This is a genomic window from Paenibacillus salivarius (genome assembly GCF_051307165.1).
Taxonomy (GTDB): domain Bacteria; phylum Bacillota; class Bacilli; order Paenibacillales; family Paenibacillaceae; genus Fontibacillus.
In genome coordinates this window covers 2,260,540-2,279,279 of sequence record NZ_CP195592.1, presented here as the reverse complement: position 1 = coordinate 2,279,279, position 18,740 = coordinate 2,260,540, and the positions used below count along the sequence as shown (strand labels likewise).

General features: G+C 53.3%; 18 protein-coding genes. 4 read left to right on the top strand and 14 right to left on the bottom strand.

Translation table 11 applies throughout. The features are described from left to right. The first annotated feature begins 156 nt into the window (after window positions 1-156). Entirely contained in the window at window positions 157-1,905 is a 1,749-nt protein-coding gene (locus tag ACSFXJ_RS10160; protein WP_435925030.1) for an Rqc2 family fibronectin-binding protein, read from the top strand. Window positions 1,906-1,983: 78 nt separating this feature from the next. On the opposite strand, the gene ACSFXJ_RS10155 is transcribed toward ACSFXJ_RS10160, so the two are convergent. From ACSFXJ_RS10155 to ACSFXJ_RS10120, 8 genes are all read right to left on the bottom strand, one after another. Beyond that, the gene (locus tag ACSFXJ_RS10155) at window positions 1,984-2,874 is read right to left on the bottom strand and encodes a PHP domain-containing protein (RefSeq protein ID WP_435925029.1); all 891 of its coding nucleotides are present in this window, start codon (window positions 2,872-2,874) and stop codon (window positions 1,984-1,986) included. A 19-nt stretch (window positions 2,875-2,893) separates the two neighbouring features. Continuing rightward, window positions 2,894-3,799: a selenium metabolism-associated LysR family transcriptional regulator gene (locus ACSFXJ_RS10150; RefSeq protein ID WP_435925028.1), complete on the bottom strand. Its 906-nt coding sequence runs from the start codon at window positions 3,797-3,799 to the stop codon at window positions 2,894-2,896. A gap of 97 nt (window positions 3,800-3,896) precedes the next feature. Continuing rightward, complete coding sequence (locus tag ACSFXJ_RS10145) at window positions 3,897-4,160, bottom strand: YlbG family protein (RefSeq protein ID WP_435925027.1); 264 nt, start codon at window positions 4,158-4,160, stop codon at window positions 3,897-3,899. A 39-nt stretch (window positions 4,161-4,199) separates the two neighbouring features. After that, window positions 4,200-4,637, bottom strand: coding sequence for a YlbF family regulator (locus ACSFXJ_RS10140; RefSeq protein WP_435925728.1), 438 nt, complete (start codon window positions 4,635-4,637; stop codon window positions 4,200-4,202). Between the two features lie 100 nt (window positions 4,638-4,737). Continuing rightward, on the bottom strand, window positions 4,738-6,588 hold the full coding sequence (locus ACSFXJ_RS10135) for a helicase-associated domain-containing protein (protein ID WP_435925026.1): 1,851 nt from the start codon (window positions 6,586-6,588) through the stop codon (window positions 4,738-4,740). After that, a complete protein-coding gene (locus ACSFXJ_RS10130; RefSeq protein WP_435925025.1) occupies window positions 6,585-8,276 on the bottom strand; it encodes a DNA repair helicase XPB in 1,692 nt (563 codons plus the stop codon). Before ACSFXJ_RS10130 ends, ACSFXJ_RS10135 begins: the two co-directional genes overlap by 4 nt. A gap of 90 nt (window positions 8,277-8,366) precedes the next feature. Further along, window positions 8,367-8,792, bottom strand: coding sequence for a CBS domain-containing protein (locus ACSFXJ_RS10125; RefSeq protein WP_435925024.1), 426 nt, complete (start codon window positions 8,790-8,792; stop codon window positions 8,367-8,369). Between the two features lie 44 nt (window positions 8,793-8,836). Beyond that, on the bottom strand, window positions 8,837-9,997 hold the full coding sequence (locus ACSFXJ_RS10120) for an amidohydrolase (RefSeq protein ID WP_435925023.1): 1,161 nt from the start codon (window positions 9,995-9,997) through the stop codon (window positions 8,837-8,839). Between the two features lie 204 nt (window positions 9,998-10,201). On the opposite strand from ACSFXJ_RS10120, the gene ACSFXJ_RS10115 reads away from it, so the two are divergent. Continuing rightward, complete coding sequence (locus ACSFXJ_RS10115; protein ID WP_435925022.1) at window positions 10,202-10,543, top strand: YugN family protein; 342 nt, start codon at window positions 10,202-10,204, stop codon at window positions 10,541-10,543. 12 nt (window positions 10,544-10,555) lie between these two features. Continuing rightward, the gene (gene ftsW, locus ACSFXJ_RS10110; protein WP_435925021.1) at window positions 10,556-11,809 is read left to right on the top strand and encodes a putative lipid II flippase FtsW; all 1,254 of its coding nucleotides are present in this window, start codon (window positions 10,556-10,558) and stop codon (window positions 11,807-11,809) included. 53 nt (window positions 11,810-11,862) lie between these two features. Here the strand turns inward: ftsW and ACSFXJ_RS10105 are convergent, their stop codons facing one another. Further along, on the bottom strand, window positions 11,863-12,225 hold the full coding sequence (locus ACSFXJ_RS10105; RefSeq protein ID WP_435925020.1) for an Asp23/Gls24 family envelope stress response protein: 363 nt from the start codon (window positions 12,223-12,225) through the stop codon (window positions 11,863-11,865). Between the two features lie 132 nt (window positions 12,226-12,357). Between ACSFXJ_RS10105 and cax the strand changes: the two genes are divergently transcribed. Then, the gene (gene cax / locus ACSFXJ_RS10100) at window positions 12,358-13,428 is read left to right on the top strand and encodes a calcium/proton exchanger (RefSeq protein WP_435925019.1); all 1,071 of its coding nucleotides are present in this window, start codon (window positions 12,358-12,360) and stop codon (window positions 13,426-13,428) included. Window positions 13,429-13,485: 57 nt separating this feature from the next. On the opposite strand, the gene ACSFXJ_RS10095 is transcribed toward cax, so the two are convergent. The 5 genes from ACSFXJ_RS10095 to ACSFXJ_RS10075 all read right to left on the bottom strand — a co-directional run bounded on the left by ACSFXJ_RS10095 (window position 13,486) and on the right by ACSFXJ_RS10075 (window position 18,463). Then, complete coding sequence (locus ACSFXJ_RS10095) at window positions 13,486-13,773, bottom strand: DUF1507 family protein (protein ID WP_435925018.1); 288 nt, start codon at window positions 13,771-13,773, stop codon at window positions 13,486-13,488. A 228-nt stretch (window positions 13,774-14,001) separates the two neighbouring features. Then, window positions 14,002-14,247 carry an HPr family phosphocarrier protein gene (locus ACSFXJ_RS10090; RefSeq protein ID WP_435925017.1) on the bottom strand — a complete coding sequence of 82 codons (246 nt, stop codon included), beginning with the start codon at window positions 14,245-14,247 and terminating at the stop codon, window positions 14,002-14,004. 79 nt (window positions 14,248-14,326) lie between these two features. After that, a complete protein-coding gene (locus ACSFXJ_RS10085) occupies window positions 14,327-15,442 on the bottom strand; it encodes an aminopeptidase (RefSeq protein ID WP_435925016.1) in 1,116 nt (371 codons plus the stop codon). 93 nt (window positions 15,443-15,535) lie between these two features. Further along, a complete protein-coding gene (locus ACSFXJ_RS10080; protein ID WP_435925015.1) occupies window positions 15,536-16,372 on the bottom strand; it encodes a hypothetical protein in 837 nt (278 codons plus the stop codon). A 111-nt stretch (window positions 16,373-16,483) separates the two neighbouring features. Continuing rightward, the gene (locus ACSFXJ_RS10075; RefSeq protein ID WP_435925014.1) at window positions 16,484-18,463 is read right to left on the bottom strand and encodes a sensor domain-containing diguanylate cyclase; all 1,980 of its coding nucleotides are present in this window, start codon (window positions 18,461-18,463) and stop codon (window positions 16,484-16,486) included. Between the last annotated feature and the right edge of the window lie 277 nt (window positions 18,464-18,740).

The following is an 18,740-nucleotide window of genomic DNA, read 5'->3' as shown; positions in this document are numbered from 1 at the left end:
CCCGTATTTATTGCGGTATACAGCGTGAAGGCTTTTCCACTAGGATAAATGTATTCCGGCCAGTCCCAAATTATCACAGCGGAGCCTCTTAAGTTTTCGCCCGAAGTTTTGTATCATAGAGGGAGCACGAGATCGAAAGACAGGAGAATTTAAATTATGTCACTTGACGGAATAGTAACGCGCTCCATTGTTCACGAATTGCAAGCGGCCGTGGGCGGCCGGGTCAACAAAATACATCAACCTTCACCGAACGACATCGTCATTCAACTCCGCTCTGCGGGCGGAGGCCGCCGGTTGCTGCTGTCCGCGAATGCGACATATCCGCGCGTGCAGTTTACGGATCAATCGTATCCGAATCCGCTGGAGGCGCCGATGTTCTGCATGCTTCTGCGCAAGCATTGCGAAGGCGGCGTCATTGAGGCGATCAGCCAGGTCGGTATGGAGCGGATCATTCATATCGATGTGCGCCAGCGCGATGAACTCGGCGACGTATCCTTAAAAAGGCTCGTCATCGAGCTCATGGGGCGGCACAGCAACATTATTTTGCTCGACCCCGCTACGGGAGCCCAACTGGACGGGATCCATCACGTAACACCGGCGATCAGCAGCTACCGGATCGTCATGCCCGGATTCACCTATACCGAGCCGCCGCAGCAGCATAAACTGGACCCGCTGACGATCGGAAAAGAAGAATTTCTTGACGCGCGCCGCCAGGCGGACATCGACAATCCGGGCTCGGGCTGGCTCGTCGGCGCGTTTAGCGGAATTAGCCCGCTTATAGCCGGGGAAATCTATTTCCGGGCATACGGCGGGGAAGACGCGGAAGATCCGGGGCTGGAAAAGCTCTGGACAGCCTTCAAGCAATTGATGGACGAAGTCCGCGAACACCGCTATGCTCCGATGATCGGGGAAAACGCCGGCGGCAAGAGCGTATTTTCCGCGGTCCGGTTGACCATGCTCCAGGGAAAAGTGCGAAGCTACGGCTCGATCAGCGATTGCATGGAGGACTATTTCGGAGAAAAGGCGCTGCGGGATACGGTCAAGCAGAAAACGAGCGATCTGCTGCGCTTTTTGCAAAATGAGCGGAACAAAAACATTAAAAAGCTGTCCAATCTCGAACAGGATCTGGCGGAAGCGGATGACGCGGAGCGTTACCGGATTTGGGGCGAGCTGCTGCTGCCCTCGCTGCATTTGATCTCCAAAGGGGACAAGAGCGCCGAACTGGTCAATTATTACGACGAGGAACAGAGAACGGAGACGATTCCGCTAGATCCGCTTCTCACCCCTTCGGAGAACGCCCAGCGTTATTTTAAAAAGTACAACAAATTCAAAAACAGCCTTGCCGTCATCGATGAGCAGCTCGCGAAAACCCGCGAGGAAATCGCTTATTTCGACGGCGTGCTCCAGCAGCTCTCGGACGCGACGCTGAGCGATATCGACGAAATCCGTGAGGAACTGGTTCAGCAAGGATATTTGCGCGATCGCAGCAAAAAGGGCAAAAAGAAGAAAAAGAACGACCGCCCGACGCTGCACGTATATACCTCCTCGGAAGGCTTCGAAATGCTTGTGGGCAAAAACAATTTGCAAAACGAATATGTAACGAACCGGCTCGCCGCTCCGAACGATACATGGCTTCATACGAAGGACATTCCGGGCTCGCATGTCGTCATTCGCGGCACCGGCTTCGGCGATCCGACATTGAATGAAGCGGCCCAGCTTGCCGCCTACTTCAGCCAGGCCAAACAATCGAGCAGCGTGCCCGTGGACTGCACCCTGATTCGCCATGTCCGCAAACCGAGCGGGGCGAAGCCGGGGTTCGTCATTTACGATCACCAACGCACGCTGTTTGTTACGCCGGACGAAACATTGGTGAAAAGCTTGCCGAATACGGTCAAGAACGGTTAAAGACCCTGCAACGGCGTTAACGGCTTAAAATAGAAACATAAAAGGGCCGCATCGAGATCCGATGCGGCCCTTTTATGCCTAATTTTCAGTCGGTGCGGCGGAAGATGAGGCTTTTTGGATCCGGTTGAGCACATCCCCGGAAACAAAGCGGCTGCCGATGTCGCCATGAAACACTTTCCCCTGGCGTACGCCATGATAATCCGAACCCCCGGTAGGAATTAATCCATATCGTTCGGCTATGGACATATATCGTTTCTCATCCTCGGGCCCGTGATCGGAATGAAACACCTCCAGCCCGGCAGGCCGGCCGCCAGCGATAATCTCCCTGACCAATTCGTCGTCATCGTACAGCCCGGGATGGGCAAGCACGGGAACTCCGCCCGCATCGCGGATCCAGTTCATCGCCTCCTCGGGAGCGATCCGGGGCAAAGATGCGTAACCGGGCTTTCCTTCGCCGAGATACCGGTCGAAGGCATCGCGAAGATCCATAGCGAATCCTAAGCGAACAAGCGCATCCGCGATATGCGGACGGCCCACGCTTTCGTCCGGACGAAGCTCCCGGCCAAGCCCCGCCATGACTTCCTCCAGTGTGATCGGAATGCCCAGCTGCCGAAGTTTTTCAATGATCAAACCGTTTCTTTTATCCCGAGTGGAGCGGAGTGCGGACAATCTCTCCAGCAGCGCCGGGTCGTCATGGTTTAAAAAATAGCCCAGCACATGGATATCCTTGCCCTTGGCCCGGGTACTGATTTCGACGCCGGGAACCACGACGATCCCCAGCTTTTCCCCTTCCGCCAATGCTTCCTTTACGCCGGCCACCGTATCGTGATCCGTGACGGCAAGGCCCGCCAGCCCCTGTTTCTTAGCCAATCCGACGTTTTCCGCCGGAGAATTCATTCCGTCCGATGCCAGGGTGTGGGTATGCAAGTCAAAACGGCTATCCGGACCGAAATTGTTATTGATCGTCATTCATGGCACCTCCAGCTTTCTATTTTGATTTTTCCCATTCCCGCAAAAAGGTCAAAAACGTTACCGCCGAAACCGGCAGCAGGGTCGATTTTAAATGGATGGAATAAAATTGCCGTTTAAACATCGCATCCTCGATCTCGACCACCTCAAGTAATCCTAACGCCACTTCATGCTTGACGGAGGATGGGGAGATGATGGTCACGCCGAGTCCCGATTCGACCGCCGATTTTACCGCCCCCGTACTCCCAAGTTCCATGACCGTCTCCAACCGTTCAGGCTCCACGCCTAACCGCTCCAATTCGTCTTCCATCACCTGACGCGTTCCCGAACCTTTTTCCCGCAGCACAAAAGGATAAGATACCGCGTCTTTCAGCGTTACCGAACCCCTTCCCGAAAGCGGGTGCCCCGAAGGTACGATCAGCTTGAGCTCATCTTCCATGACCGGCTCCGAAACCATGTCGGGATGGTGAACCGGGGCCTCCACGAGACCGAAATTCAGCTGGTGACCGACGATCTCTTCAATAATTTGCGTCGTATTCATGACCTTTAACACGATGGAAATGTCGGGATAAACTTTGCCGAACGGACCCAAGAGCCGCGGCAGCACATATTCGCCGATCGTCAGGCTCGCCCCGAGTTGCAACCGGCCTTCCAACTTGGAGGCGTACCGTGCCATCGCCTTTTCCGTTTCCCGCATCAATTCGATGCTCCTTCGCGCAAACGGATATAACGTCTGCCCGGCCTCCGTCAACTCGATTTTCTTGGTCGATCTGACGAGAAGCTTACTGCCGAAGTAGTCTTCCAGCGCCTGGATTTGCATCGTCACCGCAGGTTGGGTCATATGCAGCGCGTGCGCGGCCGCCGAAAAGCTGCCCCGCTCGGCAACCGTATAAAAAATATGAAGCTGATGGTAGTTTAAAGCCATGCCCTGTCTTCGCTCCTTTCGTCCGATACCTAAAGAAAAAGCGGCCCAGAGGCCGCAAACATCATGTATATAAGGATAACAATTTTTGAACTTCCTCTTAAAGACCGTAATACTGAGTTTTGTCGGGAATATCCTTGCTGTATTCCGTCTTGATCTCGTTACGGTAAGAACGTTCGATTTTGCGTACATACGGAAGCTTGCGAACGTTGCGCATCGTTTCTTCCGCACGATCGGCATTCACATACATGACCACATAGTGCATCCGGCGGGATAAATAATGCACGCTCCCGTATTTGTCCAAATTTCTCGCGGCCTTCAAATCACTGACCCATATAATGTAGCCTGTACGTTCCGGAAACATGATTCTCCCTCCCTACCTCATGTAACGAATATCGAAGCTTTAGCCGCAGCTGCATTTGCCTCCGCTGCCGCAGCCGCCCGTCGGATTCGGGTCGTTGCTCGGCACCTTGATCGTCTCCGATACGGCGTAAGCGATCGTCTCCGACATCTGGTGAAGAATATCGTCCAGTTCCTTCTCCGCGGCCTTAAACCGGCGTACCGCTTCGAATTGTTCCAGTTCCTTCTCTACTTCGGCCACCCGATCCTTGGCTTCGTGATAGTTCGGATGAAAATGACCGAAACGCTGCGTTTCCTCGAACAGCTCCTTCTTGGCTTCCAGCTTCCGGACGAGCGCTTGAACATCCTCATCCTCATCCACGCGGCGCTTCCAGTATAAGTAATCGGAAACGGCGGCGGATTTATTTATCATATCGCCTAATTCATAGGCGTTTATCAGCAGCGCGGCCATATCGACCGTGTTGACCTCCGTGACGCTCATGAATTTCAACTCGATTCTGTTCAAAATTAGTCCACCTGAAAGTAGACGAATTAATCATATCACAATGTTTCTGCCAGCGGAAGGAGGAGATGCCTGCGCCTTAGGAGATTTCCGGCATGATGAGACGCATCCCTCTCCACTGTTCAGGGCGTAGTTCGGCCTCGACGCCTGCTATATCGTCTTGACCTGATGAATGAGTAAGCAGTCGGCCGCTAACCGTCCATTTTTCCCCGCCGTTTAGCGCGGAAGGAATAAATTCAACGGTTTCTCCGTCCATTTGCAGCGCCGTTTTCGCTTTCCAGACAATGGCTCTGGACATGATCTCCCTTGCCGTGGAGGCGTGATAATCCCGCATCTCCTTTTTCCACATTGCCGGTATTTCGGTATACCCGGGAAAAAGCTCCTCGGGATCCGGCGTCTCGACGGTCGGAGTGTAGAAATGAACTTCTTTGCCGGCGTGAATCCAAGCCTGATCGGCGGAGGTTCCGCGGAATCCCGGCCGTCCCTCCGCGGAAGACGCCCTCCCGTCCAGTCGCGGATATCCCTCGCCGGCCATGGACCGCGGAGGCGAAAGACGGGCATCGTCCAACGCTTTGCGGACTTTTGCCGCTTGCTTGCCATCAACGATAAAGTGCTTCGGTCCGATCCGTTCCACGCTTTCTTTGATCGTTGATAGGCCTGCAACCACGTCGGCCGTTGCTTCATCCGCACACTGCAGAAGAAGCTGTTCCCCGAGCGAGGTTCGTCCCAATTCGCCGGCCCACTGGAAAAGGGCCAGACGCACATTTTCCGGCAGTCCTCCGGCCGAATGGACTTCCAGAAATTCAAGAACCTGCTCCGGCGATCGGCCGAGCTCGGCGGCCAGCGCCACACTGGACCTGGACAGCCTGTAAACCGACATCGCGTCAAAGGTTACGTTGTCAGCGAAGGCCTCCAGCTCGAAGCGCACCCGGTAGGACACATCCGGCGGAACCATAATTTCAAAATCCGGCTGAACATAAATAACACCGGGAGACAATGGGCGTCCCGCACCGGGCGAACCTTCCCCTAGGGACTCCGTGGAAGACAGCGCCAGCGCCGCACCCGGATCCGGTTTGCGGCGCCAGCGAAACAGCCTTTTTCCTTGCGGATCCTTGCCCGTATCCATCCAGCCGAACCCGGCCAGCGCCCTCAACCAGCCCTCGGTCCAAGCGTAAAACCGTTCAGGCAGCGTTTCGGACAAATACCCGGCCTCCTGTAATGAAGCATAAAGCTCCTCAAGCGGGTACCAGCTTCCTTCCCTAAGGTCCCGGCAGCCAAGTCTAAACACAAAATGCATCATGGCTGCATCGTCGGGCACGTAACGGTGAAGCAATTCCCGGTAGAGCACCGCTTCCATATCGTCCGGCGTAAGTTCAAGCCAGCCTTCCAATTCCTCGGCTTTTAGCCCCCAGAAGGAGCGTTCCTTTTCAAGCAGGCGAAGCGCCTGCAGCAGATCCAGCATTACAGCGAATTGCGGCGGGTAAGCGTCTTGGTGGGGATATCTAAGACCAAGCTCCGCCACATCGTTTTCCCGTAAATACAGGTATTCCGTCAGCTTCTGAACGGCTTTTTGGTGAATCGTGCCTTTGGCGGTCACCGGCAGGCGGTGCCGGCCGATCCAAGTCAGAGCCCGAAATAAATCCGCGGCAAGCCCCGGCCCGGCTTCTTGTTCCAATGCCACCGCCTCTCCGTCCCTGGGCTCGAGTGCCTTAGGCGCAAGCCGCTCCCACATCTTGGGCAACCGGTCCATCGGAATGAAATAAAGCTTTTCTCCCCAAGTTTTTTTAACGGCGGCGAGTTCTCCTGTTCGGAGCAGGGAGGGGACGGCCGCACGCAGATCGGCGCCGGCCCCCCGTCCCGACGCGGCCTCGTCCACCCGCTCCAGACTGAAGGGAAGTCCGGCGAACCTGCGGAAAATGTGCATGATCATGCCCCTTCCTCCCGTTCAAAGCTTACGCTGTATTCATAACCCTGTTCGATCAAAAACAGCTGTCTTCGCAAAGCAAAATCCTGCTCCCGCGTCTCCTCGGATACGAGGGTGTAGAAAAACGCCCCGCTTCCGTCCTGCTTCGGCCGTAAAATCCGGCCGAGCCGCTGCGCTTCTTCCTGACGCGAGCCGAAGCTGCCGGAAATTTGAATCGCCACCGAGGCGTCGGGTAAATCTACGGCGAAATTGGCGACCTTGGAGACGGCCAGTACCGGAATTTCTCCCCGGCGAAACCGCGCAAACCACTGTACCCGTTCCTCCTGGGGCGTCGCGCCGGTGATCAGCGGAACGCCCAAAGCCTCCGCAAGGTTGCGGAGCTGGTCCAAATACTGCCCGATAATCAAAATTTGCCGCCCGGTATGACGTTTCACGAGCTTATCCACAATTTCGGTTTTCCTCGGGTTTTCCGCGGCGATCCGGTACTTCTCCCGCCCTTCCGCGAGCGAATAACGTTCCTTGAGCATGTCGGGCATTCCGACCCTCACCTCGCGGCATTCTACCTGAGCGATATATCCGTCCGCCTCGAGCGATTTCCAGGGTACCTCATATCGTTTCGGGCCGATCAGCGAAAATACGTCCCGTTCGCAGCCGTCCTCCCGGACAAGCGTCGCGGTCAGCCCCAGACGGCGGGTTGCCTGGATGTCCGCGGTGGCGCGAAACACGGGAGCGGGCAGAAGATGAACCTCGTCATAGATGATGAGCCCCCAGTCACGTTCGTTGAACAGGCTCATATGTTTGAAGCCTTCTTCTTTTTTTCCCCGGTGCGTCAATATTTGATAGGTTGAGACCGTTACGGGGCAAACCTGCTTGCGTTCGCCCGAATACTCGCCAATCGCCTGTGGCGGCAATGTCGTCTTGTCCGCAATTTCGGCAATCCATTGACGGACCGAGGTCACATTGGAAGTGAGGATCAAAGTTTCGCACTGAAAATGCGCCATCGCCGCAAGCCCGATCACCGTTTTTCCGGCACCGCAAGGCAGAACGAGTACGCCGCTTCCCCCGCCGTTTTGCTCGCCCGCGAACGCCTGAACGGCAGCGGTTTGATAAGAGCGCAACCGAAATGCCTTGCCCCCGGTCGTCACATCCTTAAGCCGGGACGGCAGCGGCTGTCCGTGGTGGTACCCCGCTTCATCAAGCACGGGATACCCCTTTCGGGCCAGCTCCTGCTTCAAGGCGCCGCGCCAAACGGAAGGCAGCGTAGCCCGGCGGGGATCATCCGTCATTTTCAGCTGTAACTCCTTCAGCCCCTTGTCCCGGGTGAATGATTCCAGCAAGCCGGGCTCGTCCACGGTGCACTCCAGGCACAGCTGTCCCGGATCGCTATCAAGCGACCTCAGCTTTAAAATTCCGTATCTGGACATCCATTTACGAATATCCTCCAGCGCTCCGCCTGAAATATCGAACCGCGATAAACGGGCAAGGTCGCCGATCAGCTCCTCCGCCGTCAAGCCGGCAGCGGCCGCATTCCATAACGATAACGGCGTTATTTTATATGTATGAAAATTAGCCGGACTTTTGACGAGCTCGGCAAATCTCCCAAGCAACTGCCTGGCTTCATCGAATCCCGAATGGCTTGTTTCCAGCAGTATCGTCAAATCTCGTTGCACAATGCATGCGCCGTCCGCACTCATCTGATGTCCCTCCTTGTCCGTTTCACAAAAAAGAAGCCCGCAGGCCGCCCGGCCGCGAACTTCTTCCCCGCATGTTAGGTTCGGCTGCCGTTAGTGCACCTGCTGCGAAATGTCCGACAGGGCCTCGCCCGCATTGTCCGCAAAAATATTTCTTACGGCCAGATCGCCGATCGAGACGATCCCGATCAGGCGGTCGCCTTCGCAGACCGGAAGTCGGCGGATTTGCTGTTCGGCCATCATTTCCGCAGCTTCGTCGACGGACGTATCCGCCGAGGCCGTCCTGATGCCGCGGGTCATTACGGTTTCGACCGCCGTGGATCCCGGATGCTTCTCGGCGATGCCGCGGATAACCAGGTCGCGGTCGGTAATGACTCCGAGCAGCTTGTCTCCGCCCTTTTCTACAACCGGAATAAAGCCTGTATCATTGTCCTTCATTTTGCAGGCGACTTCGAAAATGTTGTCCTCGGGGGTCACCGTGACGCAATCCCGGGTCATGATTTCATGCACTTTTTTCATAATCATCCTCCTTCGGACAATAGAATTCCATCGGAGAAACGATTTTATTCGCAGTAAGCGTCTCGCATCGCGATGAGAAGGGACGCTGCGTGAAGCATGGCCTCCTCATCGATATCAAACTTCGGATGGTGATGCGGATAAACGGCTCCTTTTTCCGGATTTCCCGCTCCCACGAGCATAAAGCAACCCGGAACCCGCCGCAAATAATAAGCAAAATCCTCGGCCGGCATAATACGCTCCGACAACATCGGCGTTAATCCCGCTTCAAGTGCCGCCTTTCCGTAAAATCGTTCATATTCAACCGGATCGTTGACTAGACTCGGGTATCCCATCATATATTCCACAGTCGCGTCGGCACCGTATGCCGCTGCGGTAGCTTCGGCAATTTGCCGGATCCGGTCCCGGATCAGCGTCCGCGTCTCTTCGTCAAAGCAGCGGACCGTGCCCGCCAAACGGCAGCGGTCGGCAACGATATTTTGCGCGGTGCCGCCCTGAATGGAACCGATCGTAACGACCGCCGGGGCAAGCGGATCAACCGTTCGGCTGACCACGGTTTGCAGCTGAAGCACTAGCGCGGAGCCCGCTACCACGCTGTCGACCGTCTTGTGCGGCATACCGCCATGACCTCCACGGCCCCGGATTTCAATAAAGAATTCGTCCGTCGAAGCCATGAACGGTCCTGGCGCGCTTCCCGCCGTGCCCACCGGAATCGGCGTCCAAAGATGAACGCCGTAGATGACGTCCACGCCGTCCAGCGCACCGGCCTCGATCATGGTTAACGCCCCGCCGGGGCAAACCTCCTCGGCCGGCTGAAAAATCAGCCGGATTTCGCCGGCCAGCTCTTCCCTTCGCCGGGAATAGTACTCCGCCACCGCCAGAAGAACGGCCGTATGCCCGTCATGACCGCAGGCGTGCATAATGCCGGGTACGGTTGAGGCATAGTCGCACTCTTTCTCGTCCTGGATCGGCAGCGCATCCATATCGGCGCGCAAGGCCACGGTTCTGCCCGGTTTGGACCCGAGGATTTTACCGATTAGCCCGAAGCCCGAAGCTCCCCGCGAAACTTCAATCCCAAGCTTATGCAGCCGGTCCGCGACATAAGCGGATGTCTCTTTTTCCATAAAGGACAATTCCGGATGCCGGTGCAAATGCCGTCTGTCCTTCACCATGCCCGGCAGCAATGCCAAAAGCGCTTCCTTTTCCATTTTATCCACTTCCTTTGCAGCATTCCCTTCTTCCATTGTAGCAGATTACAGGTTGTCTTTATATGGACGCAAACGTGAAAAAAACGCGAATGCCGCCGCTGTATCAAGGCTTTCCGATGCTTGCACAAGTGATGGAAACATAATATCATGGGAAAGAGAACTTTCATGACTTTTTTACGAATTTTGAAGGAGGCCTTCTGGAAGATGATTGTTGAAAATACAGGCTTGGACGGACTGAAGAGCGATTTGGCCTATTTGGACGAATCCGCGGAAAAGGTAGGCTTTATTCGTTGGCAATGGGAATACTACCGTGCTACATACGATTATAAAATTGAATTCGGCAACGATGAATACTTCCTTCGTATTAATACGCGCGCCGTTGAAGGTAAGTTGGAGCGCCCGGATACGGTTCTCGCGATTGAAGCGGTCTATATGGGGCGGGCCACTTTCCCTCACGGTCTTGAATATGAATCCGAGATTCCGGCAACGGTCATGAATACCGCTAGCCACAAGCTTGCCGAATTGAAGAAACTTCTCGAGGCTTAGGTCCTTTTTTCAATGAGAGACAACAAAGAAGAGCCCCGACGGGGAACACCCGATTTTCAACTGCTTATTCTGACTTTGCTGTTAGTGGGCTTTGGAATCGTTATGGTGTTCAGCTCCAGCTCCAGCATCGCGCAGGTCAACAGTAGCTTTGGAAACGATCCGATGTATTTTACAAAAAAGCAGATTATTTTCGCCGCAGCGGGCCTTTTCGGCATGTTTATCACGATGAACATTCCTTACGAAAAGTACAAGAAGCTGTTTGTTCCGGTTTTTATCCTGGCGATTATTCTGCTGCTGATCGTCCCCTCCGTCGGTAAAATCAACGGGGCGAGCAGTTGGCTCCGCATCGGCGCTTTGGGTATCCAGCCGACGGAGCTGGCCAAAATTACGACGATCATGTATCTTGCGGCGCTGATCTCGAAAAAAGGCGAGCGGTTCCGGGATTTGCGGACGGGATATATCCCTGTCATGGTCATCGTCGGCTTTGTCGCAGGCTTGATCATGCTTCAGCCGGATCTGGGATCCTGCCTTATTCTCGTCGCGACGGCAGGACTGATCATTTTCGCGGGCGGCGCCAATCTGAAGCACATTATGGGCTCGATCGCCCTGCTCATTCTTGGCGCCAGCATCGTGATCGGCGCGGGAGCTCTTTGGGACAAGATCAACCCTAGCGAGACCGCCGCCGCCGCGAACAATTACAAAATGGGCAGAATCCAGGCTTTTATCGATCCCTGGCATGACCCCCAGGATGCGAGCTACAATCTGCTTCAATCGCTGACGGCGATCGGTCACGGCGGAGTCAGCGGCACCGGGTTCGGACAAGGGATCCAGAAGCTTCACTATTTGCCTAATGCCTATAACGATTTTATCTTCTCCGTCATCGGAGAAGAGTTCGGATTTATCGGAACGATCTTATTTTTGCTGTTCTATGTATACTTCATTTGGCGAGGGCTGCTTGTATCCCTCCGTTGCCACAGTTCGTTCGGCACGCTGATGGGCGTCGGCATTATGGGTCTTATCGCCATTCAAGCCTTCGTCAACATCGGAGGCGTCACGAGAACGATACCCGTGACCGGGGTCACGCTTCCGTTTATCAGCTACGGCGGCTCCTCCTTGCTGGTCATGATGGTGGCGATGGGGATCGTGCTCAGCATTTCGAGGGAATCCTCCCTGCCGGCCAAGCAGGAGCGTACGAAATCCGTCGTCGTCAAGGAATCCCAGTCTTACGACTGGAACAGCCGCCGGCAGCGCCGGCAACAAGGCTGAGCCGCACAAAAAAAGACTTCAGGTATATTACCTGGAGTCTTTTTATTTTGCGGTCAAGCTTCGTCGTCCTTAAACGCTACGCCCTCGACTTTCACGTTCACTTCAACCACTTTCAGGCCGGTCATGGTTTCCACGGCTTCCCGGACGTTCTGTTGGAGCATCCGGCATACTTCGTGAATCGGAGTCTCATACAGCACGATGATCCGCAGATCAATCGCAGCTTCCAATTGACCGACTTCAACGGTGACGCCCTTCTGCACGTTTTTGCCGCTTAACCTTTTTGCCCATCCTTCCGAAAGACCGCCGGACATCGCAGCGATACCGGGGGTTTCAAGCGCCGCCATTCCCGCGATTTTGGAAACGACGTCATCGGAGATCCGAATGAGCCCCGTATCGAGTTGTAATTGCTCGGTCATGGTAATTCCTCCTTCAACCTCATTATTAATCATTGTAATTGCTAATTTCCTTTTAGGCAAATATAGACTGTTCGCGACCCTTTCGTTTATAATCATCACGTTATTGGTTATATTGAATCTGGGGGTGAAAACATGAAAAAGTATTTGTCACCGGGATTACTTATCCTCTTCTTTGTACTCAGCGCCATCGGACACTATGCCCATTGGAACGCCACGTTGGAATTTATTATCTCTGCTGTCGCCGTTATCTTGGTCGCCGGCTTCCTCGGGAAAGCGACGGAAAGCGTAGCGCACTATGCGGGGCAGCGTCTCGGCGGCTTCCTGAACGCCACCTTCGGCAACGCTGCCGAGCTCATCATCGCGATCATGCTGATCCGGGAAGCGAAATTCGATATGGTCAAAGCCAGCATTACCGGCTCCATTATCGGCAACCTGCTGCTTGTCCTCGGTCTCAGCCTGTTTGCCGGCGGCCTGAAGTACAAAGTCCAGAAGTACAACGTATCCCTGGCCGGAATGAACGGATCCTTGATGATTGTCGCGATCATCGCTCTTTTCGTTCCCGCTATATTCCTGAATACGCATGTGCTGCACGAGGAAGACCGGAATGCAGTCAGCCTTGTCGTAGCCGGCATATTGATCGTCGCTTACCTGCTCTGGCTCGTATTCTCCATGATTACTCATAAAAATTACTTGGCCGATGTCACGGAAAAGGAAGACGAACAACTGCCGCACGAACATGAACCGGCCTGGTCCAAGAAGATGTCGATTGTTTATCTCGTGGTCGCAACGGTCATGGTCGCCTTCGTCAGTGAATGGCTCGTACATAGTCTCGATACCTTTACGGCCAAATTCGGGCTCAGCGAAATTTTTGTCGGCGCCTTTGTGGTGGCGATCGTCGGGAACGCAGCCGAACACAGCGCGGCCATTATGCTCGCGATGAAGAACAAGATCGGGGCAGCGGTGGAAATCGCCGTCGGGAGCAGCTTGCAAATCGCCTTGTTCGTCGCGCCGGTGCTGATCTTCATCAGCCATCTGTTCGGCAAACCGATGGATATCGTGTTTACCGTCATCGAGCTTGCCGCGATCGGCGTTGCGGTCTTTATCGCCAAATCGATTACGCAGGACGGGCAGACGAACTGGTACGAAGGCCTGCTCCTCATCGCCGTGTATTGTATTCTCGGCTTCTCCTTCTACCTCGTATAAAAGATGAAAAGCGCATGGTCCGGTCACCCGGATCATGCGCTTTTTGCTACGGTAAAACTACTCTTTATTATTCATGGCTTCATAAAGGAGAGCCAAATTGCGTTCCAGCTTGCTTAAAATCTGTTTGCCCACAGATTCCTGAACCAAACCGATGCGGACCGCATAATCGACCTGTCTGGAGAAACCGTACATCTGGGTATCCAGAACTTCCTCATAGAGAGGACAGTAACGCGTAGCCAGATTCTCCATCTGCACTTCAATCAGCTTCTCTATTTTATCTGCATCTTCCTTCAGAAGATTAAGCGCTTTAAGATTCAATTGTTCCTGCAAATCAGATGAAGTCATGTTCATCCCCCCTATGTCCTCCATAATCTCCACACTTTTATTCTATTCATAATATTAGACGAAATCGAAGGCCAATACAAGAACCTCGCCAAATTAAACCTTTTTGGGAGAGAGGACGGTGACTTTACGTTCGTGTTCGAATAGCCAGGCTTGCAGCACCGGGGAGGCAAGACTGAATCATAAAAAAAACGCCCCTGTCTCACAAGGAAACAGGGGCATTGGAGCCGCTTATTCGGCCACTACCTTCACGTTCAATCCGTGCTTGGCGAATACTTCCGCTACCGCGGCTTTGGCTTCATCCGCATCCGGCCCATGAACATGCAGTTCATAACTTTGAGTGTTCACAAGGGTAGTAAACAATCCAAGGATACTTTTTACATCGATGTACTTGTTATCTGCTTGCAGAACGATCGAAGAAGTGAACTTACCTGCCGTTTGGGCAATTTCCACAATTGCTTGATTGTTCGAGGCCATAGCGATCCCTCCGTGTCATCTTTAAGTAAACATATTCTTATGATACATTGAATCCGTTTTCCAGGCAAGGGATTTTCTCTTATTTCAAATTATCCGGATTCAGACCATCCAGTTCAGGAAGGACAAAGATGCCGTCTTTGCGGATCAGAACATCGTCGAAATAAATTTCCCCGCCGCCGTATTCCGGACGCTGGATAAGAACAAGATCCCAGTGGATGGACGAGCGGTTTCCGTTGTCGGTCTCTTCGTAGGCTTGCCCAGGCGTAAAGTGGAGGCTGCCGGCAATTTTTTCGTCAAACAAAATATCTTTCATCGGATGCAAAATGTACGGGTTGAACCCGATCGCAAATTCCCCGATATATCTTGCGCCTTCGTCGGAATCGAGGATATCGTTCAAGCGTTTCGTATCATTGCTAGTCGCTTCGACGATTTTTCCGTTTTCGAAACGGAATTTAATGTTCTCGAACGTAACTCCGTTATACAAGGTAGCCGCGTTGTAATTGATCGTGCCGTTGACGGAATCGCGAACGGGAGCGCTGTATACTTCGCCGTCAGGGATATTTTTTTGCCCGGAGCATTTTTCCGCGCCGATGCCTTTAATCGAAAAGGACAAATCCGTGCCCGGTCCGACAATGCGGACTTTATCCGTACGCTTCATCAGATCCGCAAGCGCATCCTGCGCCCGGTCCATCTTGGCGTAATCCAGGTTGCATACGTCGAAGTAGAAGTCCTCGAACGCCTCTGTGCTCACATTGGCCAATTGGGCCATGCTGGCGTTCGGATAGCGCAAGACGACCCATTTCGTCTTTTTAACGCGCTGCTCGCTATGTACCGGGTGAGAATAAAGCGAGTTGTAAAGCTTCATTTTGTCTTCGGGCACGTCGGACATATCGTTGACGTTCGATCCGGCACGGATGCCGATATAACAATCCATCATCTTCATCCGAATCAGGTCGTATTCCGCCCAAGCCTTGATGCTTTCCTCGGTTGCATATTTCAATTGGGTGCTCTGAACGGTTTTGTCCGTCAGTTCGACAAACGCGTTGCCGCCCTTTTTCCCGATTTCCTCGATCACAGCCTTAAGCAAATCGCGTTCTTCACCGATCATTTCGACCAGCACGTTTTCGCCCGGTTGAACGTCAATGGAATAACCTACCAGGTTTTCGGCCAATTTTTGTATCCGTGGATCTCGCATAGTAATGTGTTCGCCTCCGTATTGAACAATGGTTAAAAATATTTCTTCTTTATTGTAGCACTTCGTCACTTCGAAGTCAGCCCGAAGCCCGGGTCAGCGAAAATTTTCAAAACGGTTGTCCGTATAGAGCACCTCGTTTTCCCGGGAGCCGTTCGGGCCGACATAGTTCAAGCTCGTTTCGGAGGTAAGCCTGGTCGGCAAGCCGGTATTCCGGTTAATCGATAAATGGTACACGGCTTTGGCATCCGCCTGCTCCAGCATGGCCGCCAGCTGTTCCATACCTAATTTCCATTTGGCCTCCAGCTCGCGTTCCACATTTTGCCTGCGATCGGCCGGAACACTGGAAAGCCGCCCTTTCCATCCTCTCTTCACCGCATTCATCTCTTCGGTCAGCTTACTCGAAAGCCGGTCCTTCGCTTCCTTGGGGTCGAGCTCGATTCTCAGCACTCTTGTCCCCCTAGCGGCGGCCTTTTCGGAGGTTATGGATTTGCTCGTCGAACGGATTTCCTCGAGCTGATCGAGCGGATTAATCCGGGCCATGCCGAGCTCGAGGGCATCGTAATGATCCGTTTTTAGCCCCCATGCGCTCCCGTTCCATTTGAGTTCGGTTTGATATGCCTTCCTCTTGCCTTCAGCCGCAGCCTGAACTCCGCCGTTACCGACGCCGGAATCGGTAGAAGAGCGTACGGCACGCATGGTCAACTGATGATGATCGCTCAATTGCCCCGAATAATTCACCGTTTCCTCCAATTGTGACTGTCCGCGATAAATTGCCGCATTGCCCCGAAAAGACAAGGAATCGCATCCCGCGAGCCCCGACCAGGTCAGCGCAAACCAATCCTCCGCATTTCTCGAATCGGTTCGCCCGCAAGCCGGCAACAGCAGCAGGATGAACAAAAAACAAATCGGCCTGATCCATCCTTTTTGCATAACATGACGCCTCTTTTCCTACCGGAACATTTTATGCCGTCTCCGGATTGGGTATGTTATGCAGTAGCCTGTCCCACGTGCGGGAATCTATGCAGGGGATCAGGCTACGCTTTAGGGATTCAAGCCGATTTGCGTTTGATTTCTTCCGTTTTTCTTAGCTTTGTACAGGGCCATATCCGCCAGATCAAAAAGCGATTCCACGCTGATCTTCCCGCTGTCTTTCGTCCACTCGGCTACGCCGCAGGATACGGTGACCTTCGGGTCCGTTTCAACCGCTACCCGCAGCCGGATGTTTTCGGCGATTTGATAACCGGCGTCGGCGCCGGCTCCCGGCAAATAAATCGCCAACTCTTCGCCGCCCCATCTTGCGGGAATATCCGTTTTTCGCACCGAGCTTTTGATAATGGCACATACTTGCTTTAATATTTTGTCTCCGGTCTGGTGACCGAAAGTATCGTTGATTTGCTTAAACATATCGATATCGACGATGATCAGCGAGCCTTCTTCATCCCGCTTCTGATGCTCCTGAATCCGGTCGTCCATGTAATGGCGGGCATACAGCCCCGTCAACATGTCGTGGTTGGCCATTCGCCGGACCTCCGCATGCAGCGATGCGTTCGCGATCGCCAGCCCGATGTGAGAGGACAGCACCTGTAGCAGCCTGAAATTTTCATACGAGAAAAAACGCTCTGACCGGTGCGCCAGCATAATCGTCCCGATCACTTCTCCCCTGACAAGCAGCGGTGCGACGATGAGGGAACGGGCCCCCGTGTCTTCCATCAGCTTTGAGGTAATCTGGTCGTACTCCTTGTAATCGGACAAAATAATAGGTTCGCGCGTCGAAAATACAAGGCCGCTGAATCCGTAATTTTTCGGAAAAAACTCCTTGGAAAGCGAAGGGACGTTGCTGGCCATAATTTCAAAAAATTCGCCTTCTTTTTCCATTTGGGTAATGCAGCAATATTCCGCCTTGAAGATCGACAGCATTTCCTCTGTCGCAAATTTGAAAACTTCCTTTAACCTCAAGCTCTGATTGAGCCTTTTCGTCAATTCGTTAATCAGGCGCAGCTCGCTGACAAGCAGATTGGACTGCTCGTACAATTTCGCGTTCTCGAAGGCCGAACCGGCCGTATCCGCCAGCATGTTGATCAGTTGCAGGTCGATTTCCTCAAGCTGCCCTCCGGGAATTTGCAGATGAAAGACCCCGTAGACGCCCTGTTTTCCCATCAGCGGAACGGCAATATTCAGATGGTACCGGCCGTCGCCGTCCGTTTGTTCTTCCCGCAGCATCCTGCCTTCCATAAAAGCCTGGACGCACATCGAATCCCGCGAACCTTGCAGTTGCAGCGATTTCACCCGGGGATCCCGGCTGCGGTGATCCTGGGACATCAGCAGTTCGACGTTCGCCTCGGGATACATCCCGGAAATCCGTTCGAACACTTCGGTGAGAACCGAGTCGACATCGATTTTGTCGTGCAATTTTTGGACGATTTGGAATAAGACCGATCTTCTGTACTCTTCCCTGTCCGCTTGTTTGTTCATCTGCAATACGTCCGAAACAAAAAGGGACTCGAATCTCTTATAGAAACAGACTCGGTATAGGCGGGCCGCCATGTTTACCCAAGAGCGCGCACCGTCAATCTCGTTTTCCTTAAGGCCATGCAGCAAACATCCGACAGCGGCAAACGCTTCTCCCGCATGACGCGTCAAAATCGGTACGGCGATGCACACTCCCCCGGGAAAATCGGCGACGTAGGTATCTCCCAGCTTCAGGCAGAACCGGATCGTTTCAATCATGACGTTATGTTCTTTTTCAGGCAACTCGGAAGCTCCCGGCTCCAGCATTTCTCCGGAAAAATCCGCAAAATGCCACGAGGCCCGGTGAGGGACGCAGAGGTCTTCCAGCTCTTGCATCCAATCCGTGTACGAACTATGAAGAAGCGATGATAAATACGGATAGTCATAGGTTGTAATGTCCTGTAGACCCGGCCAGTAACTCTGCCCCTCCTTCTCCAGCGGTTGCGGCAGAGCGAGGCTGTTATCCGGCTTGATTGGCTGCATGATGTCGTCATCTATTGATCGTTTTGTCATGACTAAGCTCCTCTTTCTCTGCGGTATTGCAGTGAGATGGTGTACACGAAGCTTTGTAATTCTGCCTGAACTTGCAACTGGCCAGATCATCTTATTTTCCGTTATATTATATATGTTATTTTACTACCTTCCTAACTGTTTTGCATTAAAAATCCTTCATTTTACCCTATAATTTTAGGACAAAAGCCCTATCGACATATTTCTCGCTTATTAAACAAAAACCCCCGCTTGACAATATAATGGCGATTCATATAATATTTATTGTTGATAAAAGATC